At 53.5% G+C, this 17,530-nt stretch carries 13 protein-coding genes; 10 read left to right on the forward strand and 3 right to left on the reverse strand.

Annotated elements, in window-relative coordinates; translation table 11 throughout:
- The first annotated feature begins 25 nt into the window (after window positions 1-25).
- The 5 genes from B1C80_RS07665 (at window position 26) to B1C80_RS07685 (ending at window position 4,309) form a co-directional block, all read left to right on the forward strand.
- Window positions 26-1,258, forward strand: a complete 1,233-nt coding sequence (locus tag B1C80_RS07665) for an ice-binding family protein (RefSeq protein WP_077920472.1) — start codon at window positions 26-28, stop codon at window positions 1,256-1,258.
- Between the two features lie 281 nt (window positions 1,259-1,539).
- Complete coding sequence (locus B1C80_RS07670) at window positions 1,540-1,827, forward strand: PqqD family peptide modification chaperone (protein WP_077920473.1); 288 nt, start codon at window positions 1,540-1,542, stop codon at window positions 1,825-1,827.
- Window positions 1,799-2,245, forward strand: a complete 447-nt coding sequence (locus B1C80_RS07675; protein ID WP_077920474.1) for a lasso peptide biosynthesis B2 protein — start codon at window positions 1,799-1,801, stop codon at window positions 2,243-2,245. The genes B1C80_RS07670 and B1C80_RS07675 overlap by 29 nt, the downstream gene beginning before the upstream one ends.
- 131 nt (window positions 2,246-2,376) lie before the next feature.
- Entirely contained in the window at window positions 2,377-3,159 is a 783-nt protein-coding gene (locus B1C80_RS07680) for a serine kinase (protein WP_236648675.1), read from the forward strand.
- A 1-nt stretch (window position 3,160) separates the two neighbouring features.
- A complete protein-coding gene (locus B1C80_RS07685; RefSeq protein WP_077920476.1) occupies window positions 3,161-4,309 on the forward strand; it encodes a nucleotidyltransferase family protein in 1,149 nt (382 codons plus the stop codon).
- A 33-nt stretch (window positions 4,310-4,342) separates the two neighbouring features.
- On the opposite strand, the gene B1C80_RS07690 is transcribed toward B1C80_RS07685, so the two are convergent.
- A complete protein-coding gene (locus B1C80_RS07690) occupies window positions 4,343-6,238 on the reverse strand; it encodes an asparagine synthetase B family protein (RefSeq protein ID WP_236648676.1) in 1,896 nt (631 codons plus the stop codon).
- Window positions 6,239-6,590: 352 nt separating this feature from the next.
- On the opposite strand from B1C80_RS07690, the gene B1C80_RS07695 reads away from it, so the two are divergent.
- The gene (locus B1C80_RS07695; protein WP_077920478.1) at window positions 6,591-7,205 is read left to right on the forward strand and encodes a hypothetical protein; all 615 of its coding nucleotides are present in this window, start codon (window positions 6,591-6,593) and stop codon (window positions 7,203-7,205) included.
- On the opposite strand, the gene B1C80_RS07700 is transcribed toward B1C80_RS07695, so the two are convergent.
- Window positions 7,202-10,468 carry a C25 family cysteine peptidase gene (locus B1C80_RS07700; RefSeq protein WP_077920479.1) on the reverse strand — a complete coding sequence of 1,089 codons (3,267 nt, stop codon included), beginning with the start codon at window positions 10,466-10,468 and terminating at the stop codon, window positions 7,202-7,204. The two genes, B1C80_RS07695 and B1C80_RS07700, sit on opposite strands and share 4 nt — an antisense overlap.
- 337 nt (window positions 10,469-10,805) lie before the next feature.
- Here B1C80_RS07700 and B1C80_RS07705 point away from each other — a divergent pair, with 337 nt between their 5' ends.
- The 4 genes from B1C80_RS07705 to B1C80_RS07720 are packed head-to-tail and all read left to right on the forward strand — an operon-like array spanning window position 10,806 to window position 16,916.
- Complete coding sequence (locus tag B1C80_RS07705; protein ID WP_129600105.1) at window positions 10,806-11,282, forward strand: MarR family winged helix-turn-helix transcriptional regulator; 477 nt, start codon at window positions 10,806-10,808, stop codon at window positions 11,280-11,282.
- Window positions 11,283-11,337: 55 nt separating this feature from the next.
- Window positions 11,338-12,693 (forward strand): TolC family protein, encoded by a 1,356-nt coding sequence (locus B1C80_RS07710; RefSeq protein WP_077920481.1) that lies wholly within the window; start codon window positions 11,338-11,340, stop codon window positions 12,691-12,693.
- A 23-nt stretch (window positions 12,694-12,716) separates the two neighbouring features.
- Window positions 12,717-13,772, forward strand: a complete 1,056-nt coding sequence (locus tag B1C80_RS07715) for an efflux RND transporter periplasmic adaptor subunit (protein WP_077920482.1) — start codon at window positions 12,717-12,719, stop codon at window positions 13,770-13,772.
- A 12-nt stretch (window positions 13,773-13,784) separates the two neighbouring features.
- Complete coding sequence (locus B1C80_RS07720) at window positions 13,785-16,916, forward strand: efflux RND transporter permease subunit (protein ID WP_077920483.1); 3,132 nt, start codon at window positions 13,785-13,787, stop codon at window positions 16,914-16,916.
- A 38-nt stretch (window positions 16,917-16,954) separates the two neighbouring features.
- Here B1C80_RS07720 and B1C80_RS07725 read toward each other — a convergent pair whose 3' ends face one another.
- Window positions 16,955-17,518 (reverse strand): TetR/AcrR family transcriptional regulator, encoded by a 564-nt coding sequence (locus B1C80_RS07725; RefSeq protein ID WP_077920484.1) that lies wholly within the window; start codon window positions 17,516-17,518, stop codon window positions 16,955-16,957.
- Window positions 17,519-17,530: the final 12 nt, after the last annotated feature.

Genomic DNA, 17,530 nt, shown 5'->3' on the forward strand with positions numbered 1-17,530 from the left:
TTATCGGTTATACAAACTTAATATTATGGAAAATAAAAATTTACGCATCCTGCTGTTATTTTTCTTGTCATTTGCCGCGAACAGGGGGCTTAGCCAAGCTTTAGTTCCTAGTTTAGGAACTACGACAAACTTCGCTTTATTCACGGCAAATGGAGCGTTTACAAATTCTGGGGTATCCCAGATAAACGGCGACATTGGAACCAATGTGGGTGCTTTAACCGGTTTTCCACCCGGACTCGTAACCGGGAACACGCGACTACCGGGTTCTTCTGAAGCCCAGCAGGCAGCCCTTGATATAGTCACTGCTTACAATTATTTAAGTACTACTACCTGTGGAACCACGATCAGCGCAGACTTAACCGGGCAAACGCTTAGCCCAGGGGTGTCCTGCCAGCCTACTGCATCGCCCACTACGTTAAACGGTACGTTAACGCTAAGCGGATCTGGTATATTTGTCATTAAGTTAAACAGCGCCCTGACAACCGGTACATCGTCAAACATTGTACTAACGAATGGAGCCCTGGCCAGTAATGTGTTCTTTCAGATCAATGGGGCTTTAGTGGCCGGAACCAGTTCAAGTCTGCAAGGCTCTTTCCTGACCAATGGCGCGATCACGCTAAACACCGGTGCTACCCTGATTGGAAGAGGCTTGTCGATAACAGGGGCTATCGTCCTAAATGCCAATACCGTTACGAATGTAGCAGCCCCGCTCCCCGTTACGCTGGTATCCTTTGCTGCTACTGCCGCGCCTGCTACCCGTACCGTTGACATTCGCTGGACAACGTCACTGGAAACCAACAACAAAGGGTTTGTAGTGGAGCGAAGTAAAGACCTGAAGGGATTCACCAAAGTAGGTGAGATCGCTGAACTGGGGGCCACGAGCAAAGCGCTGAAAAACTACACCCTGGTTGATCTGACTCCCTTCTCGGGTACTAGTTACTACCGTCTAAAGCAAATCGACCTGAACGGGAAAACAACAATTTTCCCGGCTGTTTCGGTGGTTCTGCGCGATGATAGCTACGGGGTTTTTCCGAATCCGGTTCGGCACGATGGCCAGTTTTCGCTCCGTCTGGATGAGCCCGAAACAGCCACTGTTCGCTTCTACGGCACCGATGCGCGCTTGTTACCTATTCAGAAAACGAGCATTCAGTCTGGCAACCTCGTGCTAAAAACGGTAGGCAAACTATCGGCTGGTGTCTATGTACTCACGGTTGAGGAAAGGGGGCAAATGCGCCAACACCGTTTAGTTATCGAGTAGTTCGACAATGACTCTATCAACCTTTTTCATTCAATAGTACCTGGCTTATGAAAACAAAATCTAATCATACATCGGCTCCATCATCAAAAAAATCGTACACGACACCCAAAGTCAAGGTGTTGGGTAACGTAAAAAAACTCACCCTGAAAATTGGGTCCAACACAGACGGATTCGGAGGCAGTTTCACGAGTTAATTGATGTAACGAAAGAAGCCTGCCTCCTCAAAATTACGGATGGTGAGTCAGGCTTCTTTCGCATCCTACCTATATTCGCATACAGATATGGTATTTGAACCGACCACCTGCATTCAGCTGACCCGAGATCAATCTTCTTCCGCTCTGGGTACAGAAACGATCGTCCTGAATTACAAAAAAGGGAATTATTATGAATTGAATGAAGTAGGCGGGTTTATCTGGTCACTATTACAAACCAGACAAGTGCTGTCTGTTCAAAAAATTAAAGACCAGGTACTGGACGAGTTTGACGTAGACGAATTTATCTGTCAGCAGGAACTATTGTTTTTCATAGGTAATCTATTCGATGAAAACCTTATCGAAACTACGGCTTAGATACGCAAAAATCAGCTCGCTGCGCTGGACCGAGAAAATACTGTTGATTTATGTACTTGCTGTACTGATTCTCGTTAAGGTACTGATCCTGCTGTTTCCAGTAAGCTGGTTTATCACGCCCCGATCTGCCCCAGCTTCCCATACCTCGAAACGAGGAATACCAACGGCCACCATGAACAAACGGGTGTGGGCGGTAAACGTCCTCAGCACGCACATTCCGCTTGGGTTCACCTGTCTGATTCAGGCGCTTGCTGCGAAATGGCTATTGAAAAATCAACCGCATGTTCGGGTTCACATTGGCGTACGCAGCCATACCGCCGACGGTTTTTCTGCCCACGCCTGGGTTACCTACCAGTCGGTAACCATACTCGGTGAGCAACCCAACCTCCTGTTCGAGCCAATTTTAGCCTGGACTTGATGCCCTATTTTTACAGAGCCTATGGGCTATCTATCTCGTCCGACTTCCGGCTCCCCCCCCTTCCGGAAAGAGCAGCCACGGCTTTAGTAGATCTAACGATCAGGTCCGGTCAACTACTGGCAAAGCCACCCATGGTACCCTCGAAAGCCTGGCGGGCGGGCCTGCAGGCCCAGTTCGCTCAAACAGACCAACATCACCTTTGGCTGGACTGGCCTCCACTCATTACGTTTGTAGCCCGCCACGGCAACGAGCTGATTGTAGATACGGCTCAGACCGATGATCAGGTTCTCTCTCTGTTTACGCTCAGCGAAGCACTAGGTCTTATCCTGTTCCAGAAGGGCTACTTCCTGCTACACGGCAGCGCTGTTCGCCTTAGCGACGGAGGGGTTGTTTTTCTGGGAGAACCGGGGGCGGGCAAATCCACTACCGTTGCTGCTTTTGCCGCCAAAGGGGCTGGCGTCATCAGTGATGACATGGTTTGTATTCGACCAGGCCCGGCGGGCGATCATACGTTGATTCCTGCTTTTTCGCAGGTAAAAATCTGGCAAAACAGCGTAGACGGATTAGCCTTACCCCTGGATTCCATGACACCCGTACGGGAAGGGGTAAACAAATTCTCGTGGCATGAATCGTTTCCATTCGACGAAGAACCCGTACCGTTAAAACAACTAGTGGTGCTGCTGCCTCCCAACACACCAGGCAGTATAACGACCCCCGTACTCAGCAGCCAGGTGCCCGTCGAATTGCTCCATCATTTTCCGTTACCCGATGCCCTCCTGAATGGCCTTGAACTAAAAAAATGCTTCGAGCAAAGTGTGGCTATTGCACGAACTACCCCCCTTTTCCGCATGAGCCGTCCTGCCACCTTTACAGATTTGTATTCGTTTGTAGATCGCCTGAACGCTACACATTGACATGAAATCGCGCCACTCGACCGAGATCACTCTTCTGCTCATGGCCTGCTCATGGAAGCCATCGACCAGGCGAAACGAATCCATAGTATTGCTGCTGGAGCAATACACGCCAGACTGGGACCGGCTTCTTACCCTGGCTAACTACCACCGGCTCACCCCCTTTTTGTATCATGCCCTCAACGAGGTTCCATCGGTGCCCGATGCTTTTAGGGCAAGCCTACGTCAGGAATGTCTGCATCGTACTACCGACAACCTGATAAAACTTCAGGAGTATCATCGACTAACGGCCCTGCTCGACAAACAGGCAATCGAGCATATCCCATTCAAAGGAATTTACCTGGCAGAACACAGCTATCCCGAACGTGGCCTGCGCCCTATTGGCGATATGGACATTCTGGTCGACAAAAAAGACGTTCAGCGGGTGATCGACATCCTGTCGCCAGACGGCTACCGGATTGGCGATAAACACAAACCTTATTTAGAACATCCGGCCGGTGTGATCTGGGACGAGCTGAGCGAGATCAGTTTATTCAAACCTTACTTCGACACCAGCCGCTTCGATATTGATCTACACTGGCGGGTCAACTCGCTGTTAAGAGAAATCGGCGAGTTTGAGGTAAGCGATTTCCGCTCGACTCCTGACCTCATCATCGAGAATCAGGTCATTCTGTTAGTTCTTCACCACGGAGTCAATAATTCCTGGGAACGCATTGGCTACATAAATGACCTGTATTTTTTGCTTCATCGACAGGATCTCAACTGGGAGTGGCTGCTGAAAACATTAGAGCAACGTCAACTGGAGCGTATTTTTTTCACGGGCCTGCACTGGTGCCAAACTATCTGGGAATTTCCGGTAACGGCCGAGGTTCAACAGCAGATGGATGTGTACAACCTGGCCAGGCTGACCGAAACCCGTGAAAAAAGGTGGGAAAACGAACGGCCGGCCCTGTTCAGAACACTGCTCGTCGATTTTGCCTCTACAAAGGTGGCGTTGATTGATAAATTAAAAGTTTATGGGCACTACACCCGTAATTTTATGTTTCGATCTACAGTCATCACCATCAACAGCCGTCCGTTTTTCATTCCTAAACGATGGGGCTTTCTTACGGCTATGGTGCGGGTCTTTCTTTCTTTGGTACGCTCCCGGTAGGCAAACAGCCAATCACTGATACTGCCAACGGGTTCAGCTCCTTTTTGGTAGTGCAGACAGCCAGAGAGAGAGGTAAATAATTCGACTCAATAACCAGTTGTAACGCGTTTTTTTCTGGATCGGTATTCGACCATTACATACGATGGTAACGATCTCATTAAATACCGATCGGTCTATAATGTCCCAGATTTCGTGACTGGGTGATGCGATTTGCTCCCGAGTAGCCTGATAAAGTTGCTGCGCAGTCAGATTACCATATTCAACGAAGTTAGCCTTCGTAAGCCGGTTGCTGACGGCTGGGGGTAGTACGGTTTGCAGACCCTGACGAATCAGTCCACGGCCACGCCCCTGATCGAAGTTCACCCAGGCCGGAGTGGCCAACCCCACTTCAACAACCCGTTTGTCAAAGAAAGGAAACGTATACTGGTGGCCGTAATAGGCGCCTATATGCTCTAATTGCTCATTGCATAGCACATTCGTCGTATTGATGATCTGAATGAGGGGAACGGGGTTCTCCGCTGACAGGCAGGCGCTCAGGCCCTCGGTCGCAGACGTTGGCAACGGGGTCGATAACCGCTGAAACGCCGGCGTAAACGCACTGTCTATCAAGGCCCTATGCACTATTTTGTCGCGGATACGCTGTATGCAATAGGTCATCATCGAAGCCGTGGATAGCTCGAATCGTTGCTGCTGCGCAACCAGCGTACGTAGAAACGTCAGGAACGGTCTGTGTTTGAATCGGCTGACAACTTCGGCACCAACCGTGTACAGCACATACGTTTCAAACTTTTCCCGTTCGCTCAAACTGAGCCACTTAGGGCTAACATGCGTCAGATTCTGGCCAGGCTGGCTGATCCTTTGCCGACAGGCCTGTTGCACCCCCTCCCAGTCCTCCTGATCGATCAACTGATCCAGGTAGTCAAATCCCGTGGTGATGACACTGTCGCCGTCGTGGCCCGTGAGGATGCTGTCACAACCGACCGAGCGGGCTTTTACCGAAACACTAAGATGAAAACTGGATGGCAGAATAAACTGCTCTGGCCGATCAAAAAGGCGATTGATTTCCAGGATAGAGGTAAGCACATCGGGGACGGGCTGTACGGTATGATGCACCGGTTTCCATTTTTCGACAACGGCCTGCACATACGTCGATTCGTCCGTCGAGGCCAGCCCCGTATCAATGGTAAACGTATGTAAAGAAGGACGATCCTGCGCCAGGAGCCGATGCTGGGCCACGCAGCTAACCGATGATGAATCCAGACCGCCACTTAAATGGGAGCCTACATGGCTCTTATTTCCCATTCGGATGTCGATAGCCTGCGTAAAATCTTCGCGGAACAAGGTGGCATAATCAGCGGCCTCTGTCAATCCACTCACCCGGCTCAGATCTGGTTTCCAGTAAGCCCCAACCTGGCTGTGGCTACTGGTCAGCTGAAGATAATGGCCGGGCAGAACGCTGTAAATGGTTTCGTAGAAGGTGTCTGCGCTATAAGGTACATAGGCCGTTGCCCAGGTCAGGTACTCTCTGTATTTGTGGCGATTCGGTTTGACGATTACCTCCCCGATGGCAAGCAGTGCTTTGATCTCCGTAGCAAATGCGCAAAACGAACCGGGTCGATGCACGTAATACAACGGTTTAACACCCAGCAGATCTCTGGCACAGACAAGCGTCTGCCGACGATCGTCCCATAAGGCTATCGCAAAATCGGCGTTCAGTTGATTGAATGACGAGAATCCACGCTGCAGGTAGTTGTCAACCAGGGAATTGTTGGCTCCGGGCTGCGAACCATCAGCGGCATCGGCGACGGCATAAATACCCGCACCCATGTCAACATCCAGGGTGCTGTTAAAGGCAAATAAGGTACCCTGTTTGTGGGAATAACGTTTTACCGTGCCTCTATGCACCAAGAGGGTCTCAATAGCAGCCATGTCGGACAACTCGACAGGCCGCCCATCAAACCGAATTATTCCAGCGATTCCGCCCATATTACTTTACCAGATTGGTGAACGAAAACTGACTGGTAAAATCAGCCTTTGCCATGACCTATTTATTGACTCAATGCTCCTTATTAATAAATACTGGCACGCAGGAAGAACTAGTAAACAGGTCGACAAAGTGCTACCTTTAGGATTCATAAAAAAGGAGAAATTTTCCTGAAAATGGGTTGATCTACAACCATAAGTCATCAAAAACGTGGGAATAAAAACCGGTTTACAGGTAACGCTTTGGCTGGCTTTGTTACCCGCACTCATAAGTTGTCAGGAACGGGCAACCAGTCCTTTGCCTGACGACTCCGCTTATTTTCCGCTGGAGGTGGGAAATTACTGGATCTATCAGGTATCGACCGAAACGTACCTCACCGCCAATGTACCTACCAAACAAAGCTACCAGCTCCAGCAAAAAGTCAGTAGCTCTTACCAGATAAACGGTCAGCTGGTTTTTGTGATCGACGAATTGACCCGACCCACGAATCAGTCGCCGTGGACACTGAAAAGCATCCGTTCCCTGTATAAAAACAGGGTCGAAGTGATTGATCAGGATAACAACTCACCGATTGTCAAACTGGCGTTTCCCATCGCGCCGTCAACCTCCTGGAATAAAAACCTGTACAATACCAACCCGCTCTCGCTCCTTCGGTACGAGGCTATAGTACGCCCGTTTACTAGTGGCACAAACCGGTTCGATAACACCGTTACCGTTCTGGGAACCAACGATTCAACCCTGGTCAGTCAGGAAAAATACCTTCGGGTCTATGCCCGGTCGATTGGCTGCGTGTACCAGGAAGATCGGTCGTTGGCCTTTTGTCAGGAGTCGCCCGCTTGCCTGGGCACCGGCGCGATCCAGTCGGGCACGACGGCAAAGTGGGTACTGATTGCCTCCGATCGATTCCCTTAATGCAGCCATACCACCCTACCCGTTCGTACGTCAGACCGGCCGTCCTGCCAGCCCAGCCGCAATCGGTACGAGTACACACCCGGCACCTGCGTTTGCCATAACAGCGTATTTTTTCCCGTTAGCACCGGAAACGGCTCATCGAAAACCTGTATCCCATGTATCGAATAGATGGCTAGCCGGGCTTCGGTGGGTAAAGCAAGAAGGGGCAGGTTTAATTCGAACCGCACATACGTACTCGTCGGATTTGGATAGCTGGTAAACGAAATGGGCTCATCGGCGCTTACCACCCCCATGATCAGCGCATAGGGCGGTTGAGTCCGGTTACCGGCTGCGTCTTTCCCGAAAACGGTAAGTTGGTACGTACCGCCTGCTGCCAGCTCCAGTGTTGTTTTGATCTGAAGTTGATTCGGCGACAATTCGGACAGCAGCAGCCGTTGACGGGGAATTTGCGCCGGGCTACAGGTGTCGCAGGTCGAAATATAGACATCAACGGCATCGGTATCGCCGACGGAAAGGGGGCGCTCATCGGTCAGGTAAATCGTTAGTTCAGGCCTCGTATCGACTATAGCACCGTTTTCCCGTACGGTCCCGTTGACCAATACCGTAAGAGCCGGACTGACCACGTCTGGCAGAACTATTGATGGATAGCGACTCCCGACGCTGGCTTGCGGCCAGTCTATTGCCAGGCTTGCCGCGTTATTATCCCGGCTCAGTTCGTCTACCTGGCTGTCCGGATCAAGCAACACATCGATTTTTTGCAGTGATCTGTCGTTCGGCAGGGTGTACACCAGCGTATCCAGATACCTGAATGCGGGCATTCGGACAACATGGCTGCCTACCGTTTTGCCGGTCGTTCGAATCGAAAGAGCAACGGACTGGTTCGGCTGAAACCTTCCCAGATTGGCCAGGGGAACAATTACCTGAATCGAATCGCTGTTCTGTAGCGTACTTCCCACCGCCGATGCCTGTATGTATACCCCTTTTTGCGCGACAGAAAAATCGGGGCGGGCCAGCGGATAAAGCTGTAGAGCCGGGTCGCCCTGAAGAATCATCTGCAGCAAAACCGACACATCATACAGATTAGCACCTTCTTTTTCGAGTTCGGCGTTTACCTGCTGCTGCACCTTCCCAAACGATTGGCCGAGAGTTGCCGGATTCGTAAATAACGCCCGGTACAAGCTCTTCAGGTACCGGGTTGTTGGTGCTTCGTAACTGTAGTAGGAATGAGCCAGAACGAGGGCAGCTCCCTTGTCCGGAGCCAGCACCCAATCGGTCGACAAGGTGTTGAACCGGGAGAAGATCTCGCCAACTCCGCACCCGTTAAAAATCATGAACGGATAGATCGTATTGCGAAATCCGTTTTGGGGGGCCGAGGCAAAGCCAAAGTTCATGTCGGTGATGGCGGGTCCGGCATGGCCGAAAAAGGTAATAAGGCTTACGCCATCATTGACCACCGGCGCTATATTAACAGGCTCGACTGTACTGTATGGGTTGCTTTTGCTGAACGATTTGACTTCTCCGCCCAGCTGGCCATTGACAAACACAGTCTCCAGATCCCGCATCGCCAGTTCCAGGCTCTTCGCTTCAGGTTCCGACTTACCACCGCTGATATGAACAAGTTGCTTGCGCCACAAGCCGTTTGGCGTACCCGCTTCGACATGTTTAACCTTCGTTAGGTAGTCGAGTACCTGCTCGTTGGTCGTTACCGTAAGGCGACCCGTCGGAATAGCCGGCGTGTTCGCGGAAGAACCGCCCAGACCGGCCGTCAGCAACACGTCTGACCCCGGATACCCAATGGTAGGTACCAGATCGTCGGCGGCCGTTTTAATAAAATAAGGATAGCTATTGGCTTTCCCGATCAGCAGCATGTTCTTCACTGCTGTTGTCAGTAGCATAAACCGGGCAAAACGCCGGATCGCCAACGGACTGCGTTCGCCGTAATTGAAGGCATCGAACAGGGAGTCGACATCAACCACCAGCGGTTTGTGCCCGCCCCCCGACACCGACGCCCGGTAATCGGCATAAGCCATCGCTGATTTTTTGAGTGACCCGTGGGTAATGATCAGATAATCAGTCGAGGCCGGGTAGGCGAATCGAAGCTGAACGGGTTCTACGCTCAGCGGGTTCAGCACCTGGTTGGTTACCAGAATATCCCGGTTCTGCCCCATGCCATCGACCACAACCTCTGCGTTACTGGCCATACTGTTTACCGGCAGATAGCGGCAATTGAGCTTATCCGTAACGTCATAGGCGAACGTTGACGAGGGAACATGCTGTATCGCCAGAAGCACGGTCTGCCGCTTACCAGCAGGCAAATGAAATACCTTGCTGCCCTCCCCGTTCATGTCGAACTGCTGAGGATAAGACACGTTCACATAGGTAATGGAGAACTGATTGGCGCCGACGTTCCGTTCCGGTTTGAAGCGAAGCCTTATTTTTTCATCCCGCAACAGGCCGGGGGGCAGCGTTGCCTGAAAAGGCTGGCTGGTAAACCCCAGAAAGCGCAGCGAAGCCAGTGATGTTGGCACACTGTCATTGACCTGAATCTGAACCTGATGGAGCTGGTTGTCGCGACCATTGATAAGGCCCTCTAAACGGATTGGCCAATCAACATTCACACGTCCGGGCAGACTGAAGTCAACCGCTCCAATGGAATCTGTCGATATCAGTTTACCCGACCACCCTTCGCCGGGCTCGAAATAGCTCTGTTGGAGGAACGGTTCAATGCCTTTTAAGTTGTTAAATGTATAGTCACTGGTGAAAGCCTGAACAGATTCCTGTACATGAAACGTCTCGGGTATCAGACCCTCACCAGAACCACTGACAACAGCCATACGCTTACCGACGGATGTCGGACTCGCCGTCAGAAAGTAAGCTGACTGGTCGGAGAATAGCGTCTGGTATGGATGTAGTCTACTCTGGGGCCGATACAGGAGCGAGTCCTGACTGCCGTCGTTCCCTTCTCCATAAAACTCGATGCTCGACTGCTCGGTGAATGTTCCCCCCTGCTGACCGGCTATTCGGATGGCTATTTCCTGCCCGCGAAAGAATAACTGCCACCCGGCCGGGTTCGTCTTTAAAAAAGAAGCATCTCCATTTTTTATGTCTGAATAACGTATCCGATAAATACCTGCCTGATTCACAGTTACCTTTAAGTACGGCTGTCCGGCCCTGATCCACTCATTGCCAATCTGGACCTGCGCCTTTCCGCTAAGCCCGGCACTAAGTAGTCCTATTACCAGCAACCTTTTTCTTAGTAGCATGAGGCAGGTGATTTTTTATATACAATCACTATCAAATATATCCTTAATATATTTAAGAATACCGTTTTTACAACTTCAGAATACATCAGGCAGTAGTTAGATGCGTATTCCGCGCCCGAATCAGAACCAGGATTCAGCCGAAGCGGAAGGACAGGCCGGTTTCCATCTTTTATTGGTTCGATGAGCGGCCCTACACCCTGTGGCACCTGGCCGACTTCCCTGCGCGGGTGCCGACCGTTGAACGTCAGCCGTCTGACAGTAGAATAGTATCTTAAAAATCAGGACACTTTTTGGCCGGAAATTTGGTTGATATAACAACCTACTTTACTTTTGCCGCATGACAGTGATTAAAGAACGAGAGCTACAGACCAGGTTTGCAGAGCGCATGGGTACCCAGGCCATTTTTGTGATCAGTCATGTAGGTCACCTGATGGCACGCCGGGCCAACCGCGAGCTGGCCCGGCTGGGGTTTACGATTCAGATCGAACAGTTTCCGGTCCTGTTTGTTGTCTACTTTGCCGGTGAAGAGCTACTGTCGCAACAGGAGATCGCCAACTTTCTCCAAAAGGATAAATCGGGCATACAACGCTCGGTACGCACCTTAGAACGAGATGGTTACCTCCGGGTTGTACCGGATAGCGACGACCGGCGCAAGAACATGATCCGCCTGACGCCCGCCGGCAAGATGGTGATCGAACAGGCCCTGAAAACAACCGAAACCATCGACCACGAAGTGATGAGCCAGCTGACTGCCGACGAACGCGATTCGTTTCTCAAGACGGTGATGAAGATCGCCACCCTACTGGAAAAATAATTTTTTTGTTTAATTAGTTGACATATCTACAGTAGACACGTCAACTTCTGGATTTATGAAACGATTAATTGCACTTTGCTTAGTTTTTGCGCTCGGCACCTCCCTGACCGGATGGGCACAGACGCAACCCCAGCCCCCCGCCCCGGGCGGTTTTCGGCTGAAAGACTGTATCGACTACGGACTGAAGAATTTTGGCAGCGTTCGGCTGGCGCAATATCAGGTAGAAACCGCCGATCAGCAGGCGCGGCAGGCCCTGGGCCAGTACCTGCCTCAGGTCAGCGCTACAGGAACATCTATCAACAACGTCAAACTGCAGCAGAGCGTCGTTCCGGCGGGGGTGTTCGGCCCCGAGCCGCGGGTGTTCATCATTGGACAGAAGTACCAGACCAACCTGACGGCTCAGGCCAGCCAGACCCTGTTCGATAGGTCGCTGCTGCTGGGTATCAAAGCCAACAAGCCAAACCAGCAGCTGGCCGCCCTGAATACTCGCCAGACGCAGGAAGACGTGATTTACAACATTACCAGCAACTACTACCAGGTATTCGTAGCCAAGCAGCAGATCGCGCTGCTTCGCGACAACCTCGAACGGACCCAGCAGGTGCTCAACATCCTGAAGCTTCAGCGCGACAACGGGGTGATTCAGCCCGTCGATTATACCCGTACGGAGGTCAGCTACAACAGCACCCAGTCGCAGCTGACGCTGGCCGAGAACGATCTGAACCTGGCGCTGAACCGGCTCAAATACCAGATGGGTATGCCGCAGGAGCAGAATCTGGTGCTGTCGGACTCGACCCTGCTGACGCAGTTGCCCACCATCGATCAGGGGCAGTTCGATGCCAGCCGGCTGGTTTCGTTTCAGCAGGCCGAAACCAACCTGGCCCTCCAGAGCCTGCAATACCAGCGGATCAAAGCCGGGTACCTGCCCACGCTGAGCCTGACGGCCAACTACGGTACGGTGAACCTCGGCGCGCAGACCCTCGATCGTATTTTCAGCAACTTCGTCGGCTTCGGCAGCTTCGGGCTGCGGCTGAACATCCCCATTTTCGACGGATTCCAGCGTGACGCGCAGCTGAAGCAGCAACGGCTTACCCTGCTGACCCAGGAAGAGCAGCAGAAACTGAACGTGTCGGCCTACCGGCTTCAGTTCAACAACGCCCAGTCGCAGATTCAGCGGGCCCAGGTGAGCCTGCAAAACGACGATCGCAACGTAAAGCTGGCGCAGGAGGTTTATAACATTACCACCCTGCAATACAAACAGGGCACCAAACTGCTGACCGACCTCATCAACGCCGACAATTCGTACCGCGAGGCCCGTACCAACTACATCAACTCGCTGATCAATCTGTACCAGGCCCGGCTCGATCTCGAACAGTCGCAGGGCAGTCTCCTAAGCTTTTACAACCAACTCTGAGCAATACAACCGATTTATAGATCATGAAAAAGACAACGCTCATCGTCGTCGCAGCCATACTCGCCATAACCGGTCTGATTGGCTTCCGCCTGGCTTCCAACAAAAAGAAGATCGACGAGCAGAAAAAGCCCGCGGTCCTGACCAACGTGGCCATTCCGGTTACCGTAGCGCCGGTTGCCGAAGGTACCGTTAGCCAGCAGCTCGTTAAAACGGGCAACCTGATTCCGTACAAGGAGGCCGACATCATTGCCACCACGGCCGGTAAGGTCACCAAAGTGAATTTCAACCTGGGTTCATCGGTGCGCGAAGGGGCTACGCTGGTTCAGTTCGACAACCGACTCAAGGAACTTTCGCTGGAGGGCACCCAGCTTTCCATTGACCGGCTGAAGAAAGACGTAACGCGGTATAACACCCTGCTGGCCGGTAACGCCACCACCGAAATCCAGGTGAACGAGACCAAATACAATTACGAAAACGCCGTTAACCAGGCCGAGCAGATCAAAAAACAGATCGCCGATGCCAACGTGAAATCGCCCATCGGGGGTCGTATTGTCCAGAAAGACATCGAACCCGGCGAGTACATCACGGTTGGTAAAGTGCTGGGACGCGTGCTGGACGTAGCCCGGCTGAAAGTGCAGGTACCCGTTAACGAAAGCGACGTATATCAGCTGCGCGAAGGGCAGGCCGTCAACGTCTCAGCCGATGTTTTTCCGGGCCGGACCTTCAACGGTCGTATTTCGTACATCGCTCCGCAGGGCACCGAAGAGCATAACTACCCGGTCGAAATTACCATCGACCAGGCCGGCAGCCTGAAAGCCGGTACGTTCGTTAATGTTGACTTCTCGCAGAAATCGGCCCAGAAAGCCCTGCAGATTCCGCGGTCGGCCCTGGTCGAAAGTATCAAGAACCCCTACGTCTACGTCATTGCTGGCAACAAAGCCGTTCGGCGCACCATCCAGGTAGGTCGCGACTTTGGCGACACGATCGAAGTACTCAGCGGCCTCAACGCCGGCGAGCAGGTAGTTACGACGGGCCAGCTGAACCTCAGTGACGGCAAGCCGGTCCAAATCACCCAATAACCAACAGCCCTCATGTCTGTATCTGAAATAGCGGTTAAACGGCCCCTGCTGGTAACGACCATCTTTACGGTCCTGATCCTGTTCGGCGCCCTCAGTTACCAGCAGCTTTCCTACAACCTGCTGCCCAAGTTCGAAGCCAACGTCATCAGCGTGGTAACGACCTACCGGGGAGCCTCGGCCGACGAAGTAGAAACCAACGTAACCAAGCGGATTGAAGAAGCCCTGTCGGCGCTGGAAGGCCTCGACCGGATGACCTCCACCTCGCAGGAAGGCGCGTCGAGCGTGGTTATCCAGCTCAAGAACGGGGTCAACACCACCCTGGCCCAGCAGGATGCCCAGCGCAAGATCGAGCAGATCATCAACCTCCTGCCCGACCAGGCCGACCGCCCCATCCTGAATAAATTCTCGACCGACGAGATTCCCGTACTGCGGATGGGCGTTACGGCCGACATGTCGCCGACGGCCCTTTACGACCTGATCGACAACGACATCAAACCCCAGCTCTCGAACGTGGCCGGGGTGGGTCAGGTCAACGTCATCGGCGGTAACGAACGCGAAATCCAGGTCAACGTCAACACCGAAAAGCTGCGCGGCTACGGCCTCTCGATCGGTCAGGTATCCCAGGCCATCAACGCAGCCAACGCCAGCTACCCGGCGGGTCAGCTCGAAACCCGGCAGTCGCAGTACTCGATCCGCTTCGACGCGTCGGTGCAGACCGTCAAACGCCTGCGCGACCTGATCATAGCCCAGCGTAACGACGGCAGCCAGGTGCTGCTGAAAGACGTAGCCGAAGTCGTTGACGCCACGACCAAACCGACGGCCATCAACCACATCAACGCCCGGCCTTCGATTGGTTTGCAGATCCAGAAGCAGTCAGACGCCAACGCCGTATCGGTGAGCCAGCAGGCGCAGGTCAAAATAGCGCAGCTGGAAAAGCAGTACAGCAAAGTAGGGCTCAAGTTCAATATCGCGTCGGACCAGTCGATCTACACCCTGGCGTCGGCCCACGCAGTTGTTGAGGATATGGGCCTGGCGGTGCTGATCGTATCGCTGGTGATGCTGCTGTTCCTGCACAGTTTCCGCTCGGCACTGTTCGTGCTGGTGGCGCTGCCGTCGTCCATGATCCCGACCTTTGCGCTGATGTATATCATGGGTTTCTCGCTGAACCTCATGACGCTGATGGCCCTCTCGCTGGTTGTCGGTATCCTGGTCGATGACTCGATCGTGGTGCTGGAGAATATCAACCGCCACCTCGAAATGGGGAAAGACAAACGGCAGGCGGCCCTCGACGGCCGGAGCGAGATCGGCTTCACGGCACTGGCCATTACCCTGGTCGACGTGGTGGTATTTGTACCGCTGGCCATGACCGGTGGCCTGATCGGCAACATCCTGCGTGAGTTTGCGCTGGTGGTCGTGTTCTCTACCCTGATGAGTTTACTGGTATCGTTCACCCTGACGCCCCTGCTGGCGTCGCGCTTTGGTAAAATCGAGGTGCTGAACCCCAAATCCCTGTGGGGTAGCCTCAACCTGGGCTTCGAGCGCTTCCTCGACCGGCTCACCAACGCCTACGGCCGTATTCTGGTATGGGTACTGGGTCATAAACGGTACGTCTTCCTGGGCGTCATCGCGCTGCTGGTCGGCTCGATTGCGCTGGTACCAGCCGGTTTCATTGGCGGTGCGTTCATGCCCCAGAGCGACCAGGCCGAAATGAGCGTACAGGTCGAACTGACGCCAACGGCCTCGATCTACCAGACCAACGCCGTTGCGCAGCGGGCCGAGCAGATCATCATGAAGCATCCCGAAGTGACCAACGTGTTCACCAACGTGGGCTACAGCAGCAACGGCCTGGCCACGGCCTCCAACAGCAACCTCGCCGACATCAACGTGAAGCTGGTCGACAAGAAACAGCGGACGCTCTCGACCGAAGCCTTCGGGCAGATGCTGAAGCAGGAAGTCGGGCAGATTCCGGGCGTTAAAGTGACGGTCAGCCCGGTCGGTATCGTAGGAGCCTCGCAGGCGCCGATCATGATTGCCGTCAAAGGCACCAACCTGGCCAACATCCGCAAGGCAGCCGAAATTGTTAAACAGGTCACCACCTCGGTACCCGGTACGCAGGACGTGAAATATTCGGTGAAAGATCCGAAACCTGAAGTGACGGTCAACCTGAACCGCGAGCGCATGGCCCAGTTGGGTATCAACGCATCGGACGTAGGTATCGCCCTGCAGAATGCCTTCCGGGGTAACGATCAGTCGAAGTTCAAGCAGAACGGCAACGAGTACGACATCCTGGTCAGCCTCGATCAGTTTGACCGGACCCAGGCGCAGGACGTAAGCCGGCTGACGTTTGTCAACAACCAAGGCAAAACCTTCGAGCTGTCGCAGTTTGCCACCGTTCAGGAGCAGGTTGGCGAAAGCGTGCTGGAGCGCATCGACCGGCTCTCGTCCATCACCATCAACGCCCAGGTAGTGGGCCGTCCGGTGGGTACGGTGGGTGCCGACATTCAGGCCAAAATGGCGCAGCAGACGCTACCCGAAGGGGTCAGTATCCAGTACCTGGGGCAGCTGCAGCAGCAGTCCGACGCCTTCGGCAGCCTGGGTCTGGCGCTGATGATCGCCATTCTGCTGGTGTACTTCATCATGGTAGCCCTGTACGAGAGCGTTGTGTACCCGTTTGTGGTTCTTTTCTCGATACCGGTGGCACTGGTCGGTGCCCTGCTGGCGCTGGCGCTGACCATGGAAAGCCTGACGGTATTCTCGATTGTGGGGATGATCATGCTGCTCGGTCTGGTGGCCAAGAACGCCATCCTGATCGTTGACTTTGCCAATCAGCTGAAAGCCGAAGGGCACGACGTCATCGACGCCCTGATCGAAGCGGGCAAAGAGCGGCTGCGCCCGATCCTGATGACAACCCTGGCCATGATCCTGGGTATGCTGCCCATTGCGCTGGCCAGCGGTGCCGGTGCCGAAACCAAGAATGGTATGGCCTGGGTCATCATCGGGGGGCTAACCTCGTCGCTGATCCTGACGCTGCTCGTGGTACCGTCGATGTACCTGGTCGTTGACCGGATCCTTGCCCGGTTCACGAAGAAGAAAGTCATCCCGAAAAAACCCCAGGAGCTGGAAGTCGCCAAAGCCATGGAGTAATCGACCAGAAGGCCTGCCGAGCGGCAGGCCTTCTGTATTTACAGCCGGTGCTGTTCGTACAGGGCCAACCCGGCCTGGGTCAGCAGCCCCCGCACGAAGTGGTGCTTGATGGCCAGTTCAGCGCCGGCATGGGGTACGTCCCACTGACTCTGTTCGAGCCACAGCCAGGCCATGGTCGTCTCGTCGAGGTCGGTGCGGTACAGCCCCTGCCCGACCCCCGCCCGCAGGTTGGCCAGCAGAATGGTGTTGATGTATTCGGTTCGGAATGTCTGAAAGTAGGTCCAGATGGTCGGGTAATGCCGCTCGATATCGCGCAGCAGGTTCGGGTTGACGGTCTGTTTGTAGTGAATAAGCCGATCCCAGATCAGCAGCGCACTCGTCATCGGGTCGGTTGCCTGGGTATGAATGGCACTGGCTTCGTGCAGGCTCTCATTCAGCTGGCTTTCCAGTATCTGCCGGACGAGGTCTTCCTTGCTGCTGAAATACTGATACACCGTTTTTTTCGAGATGCCCAACTGCTGGGCTATGTCCTCCAGCCGGATGGATTTCACCCCGAACTGGTTGAACAGCTGCCGGGTCTCGGTAATGATTCGCTCTTTCATGTTCCATAAACC

The organism is Spirosoma sp. 209 (genome assembly GCF_002006735.1).
GTDB lineage: Bacteria > Bacteroidota > Bacteroidia > Cytophagales > Spirosomataceae > Spirosoma > Spirosoma sordidisoli.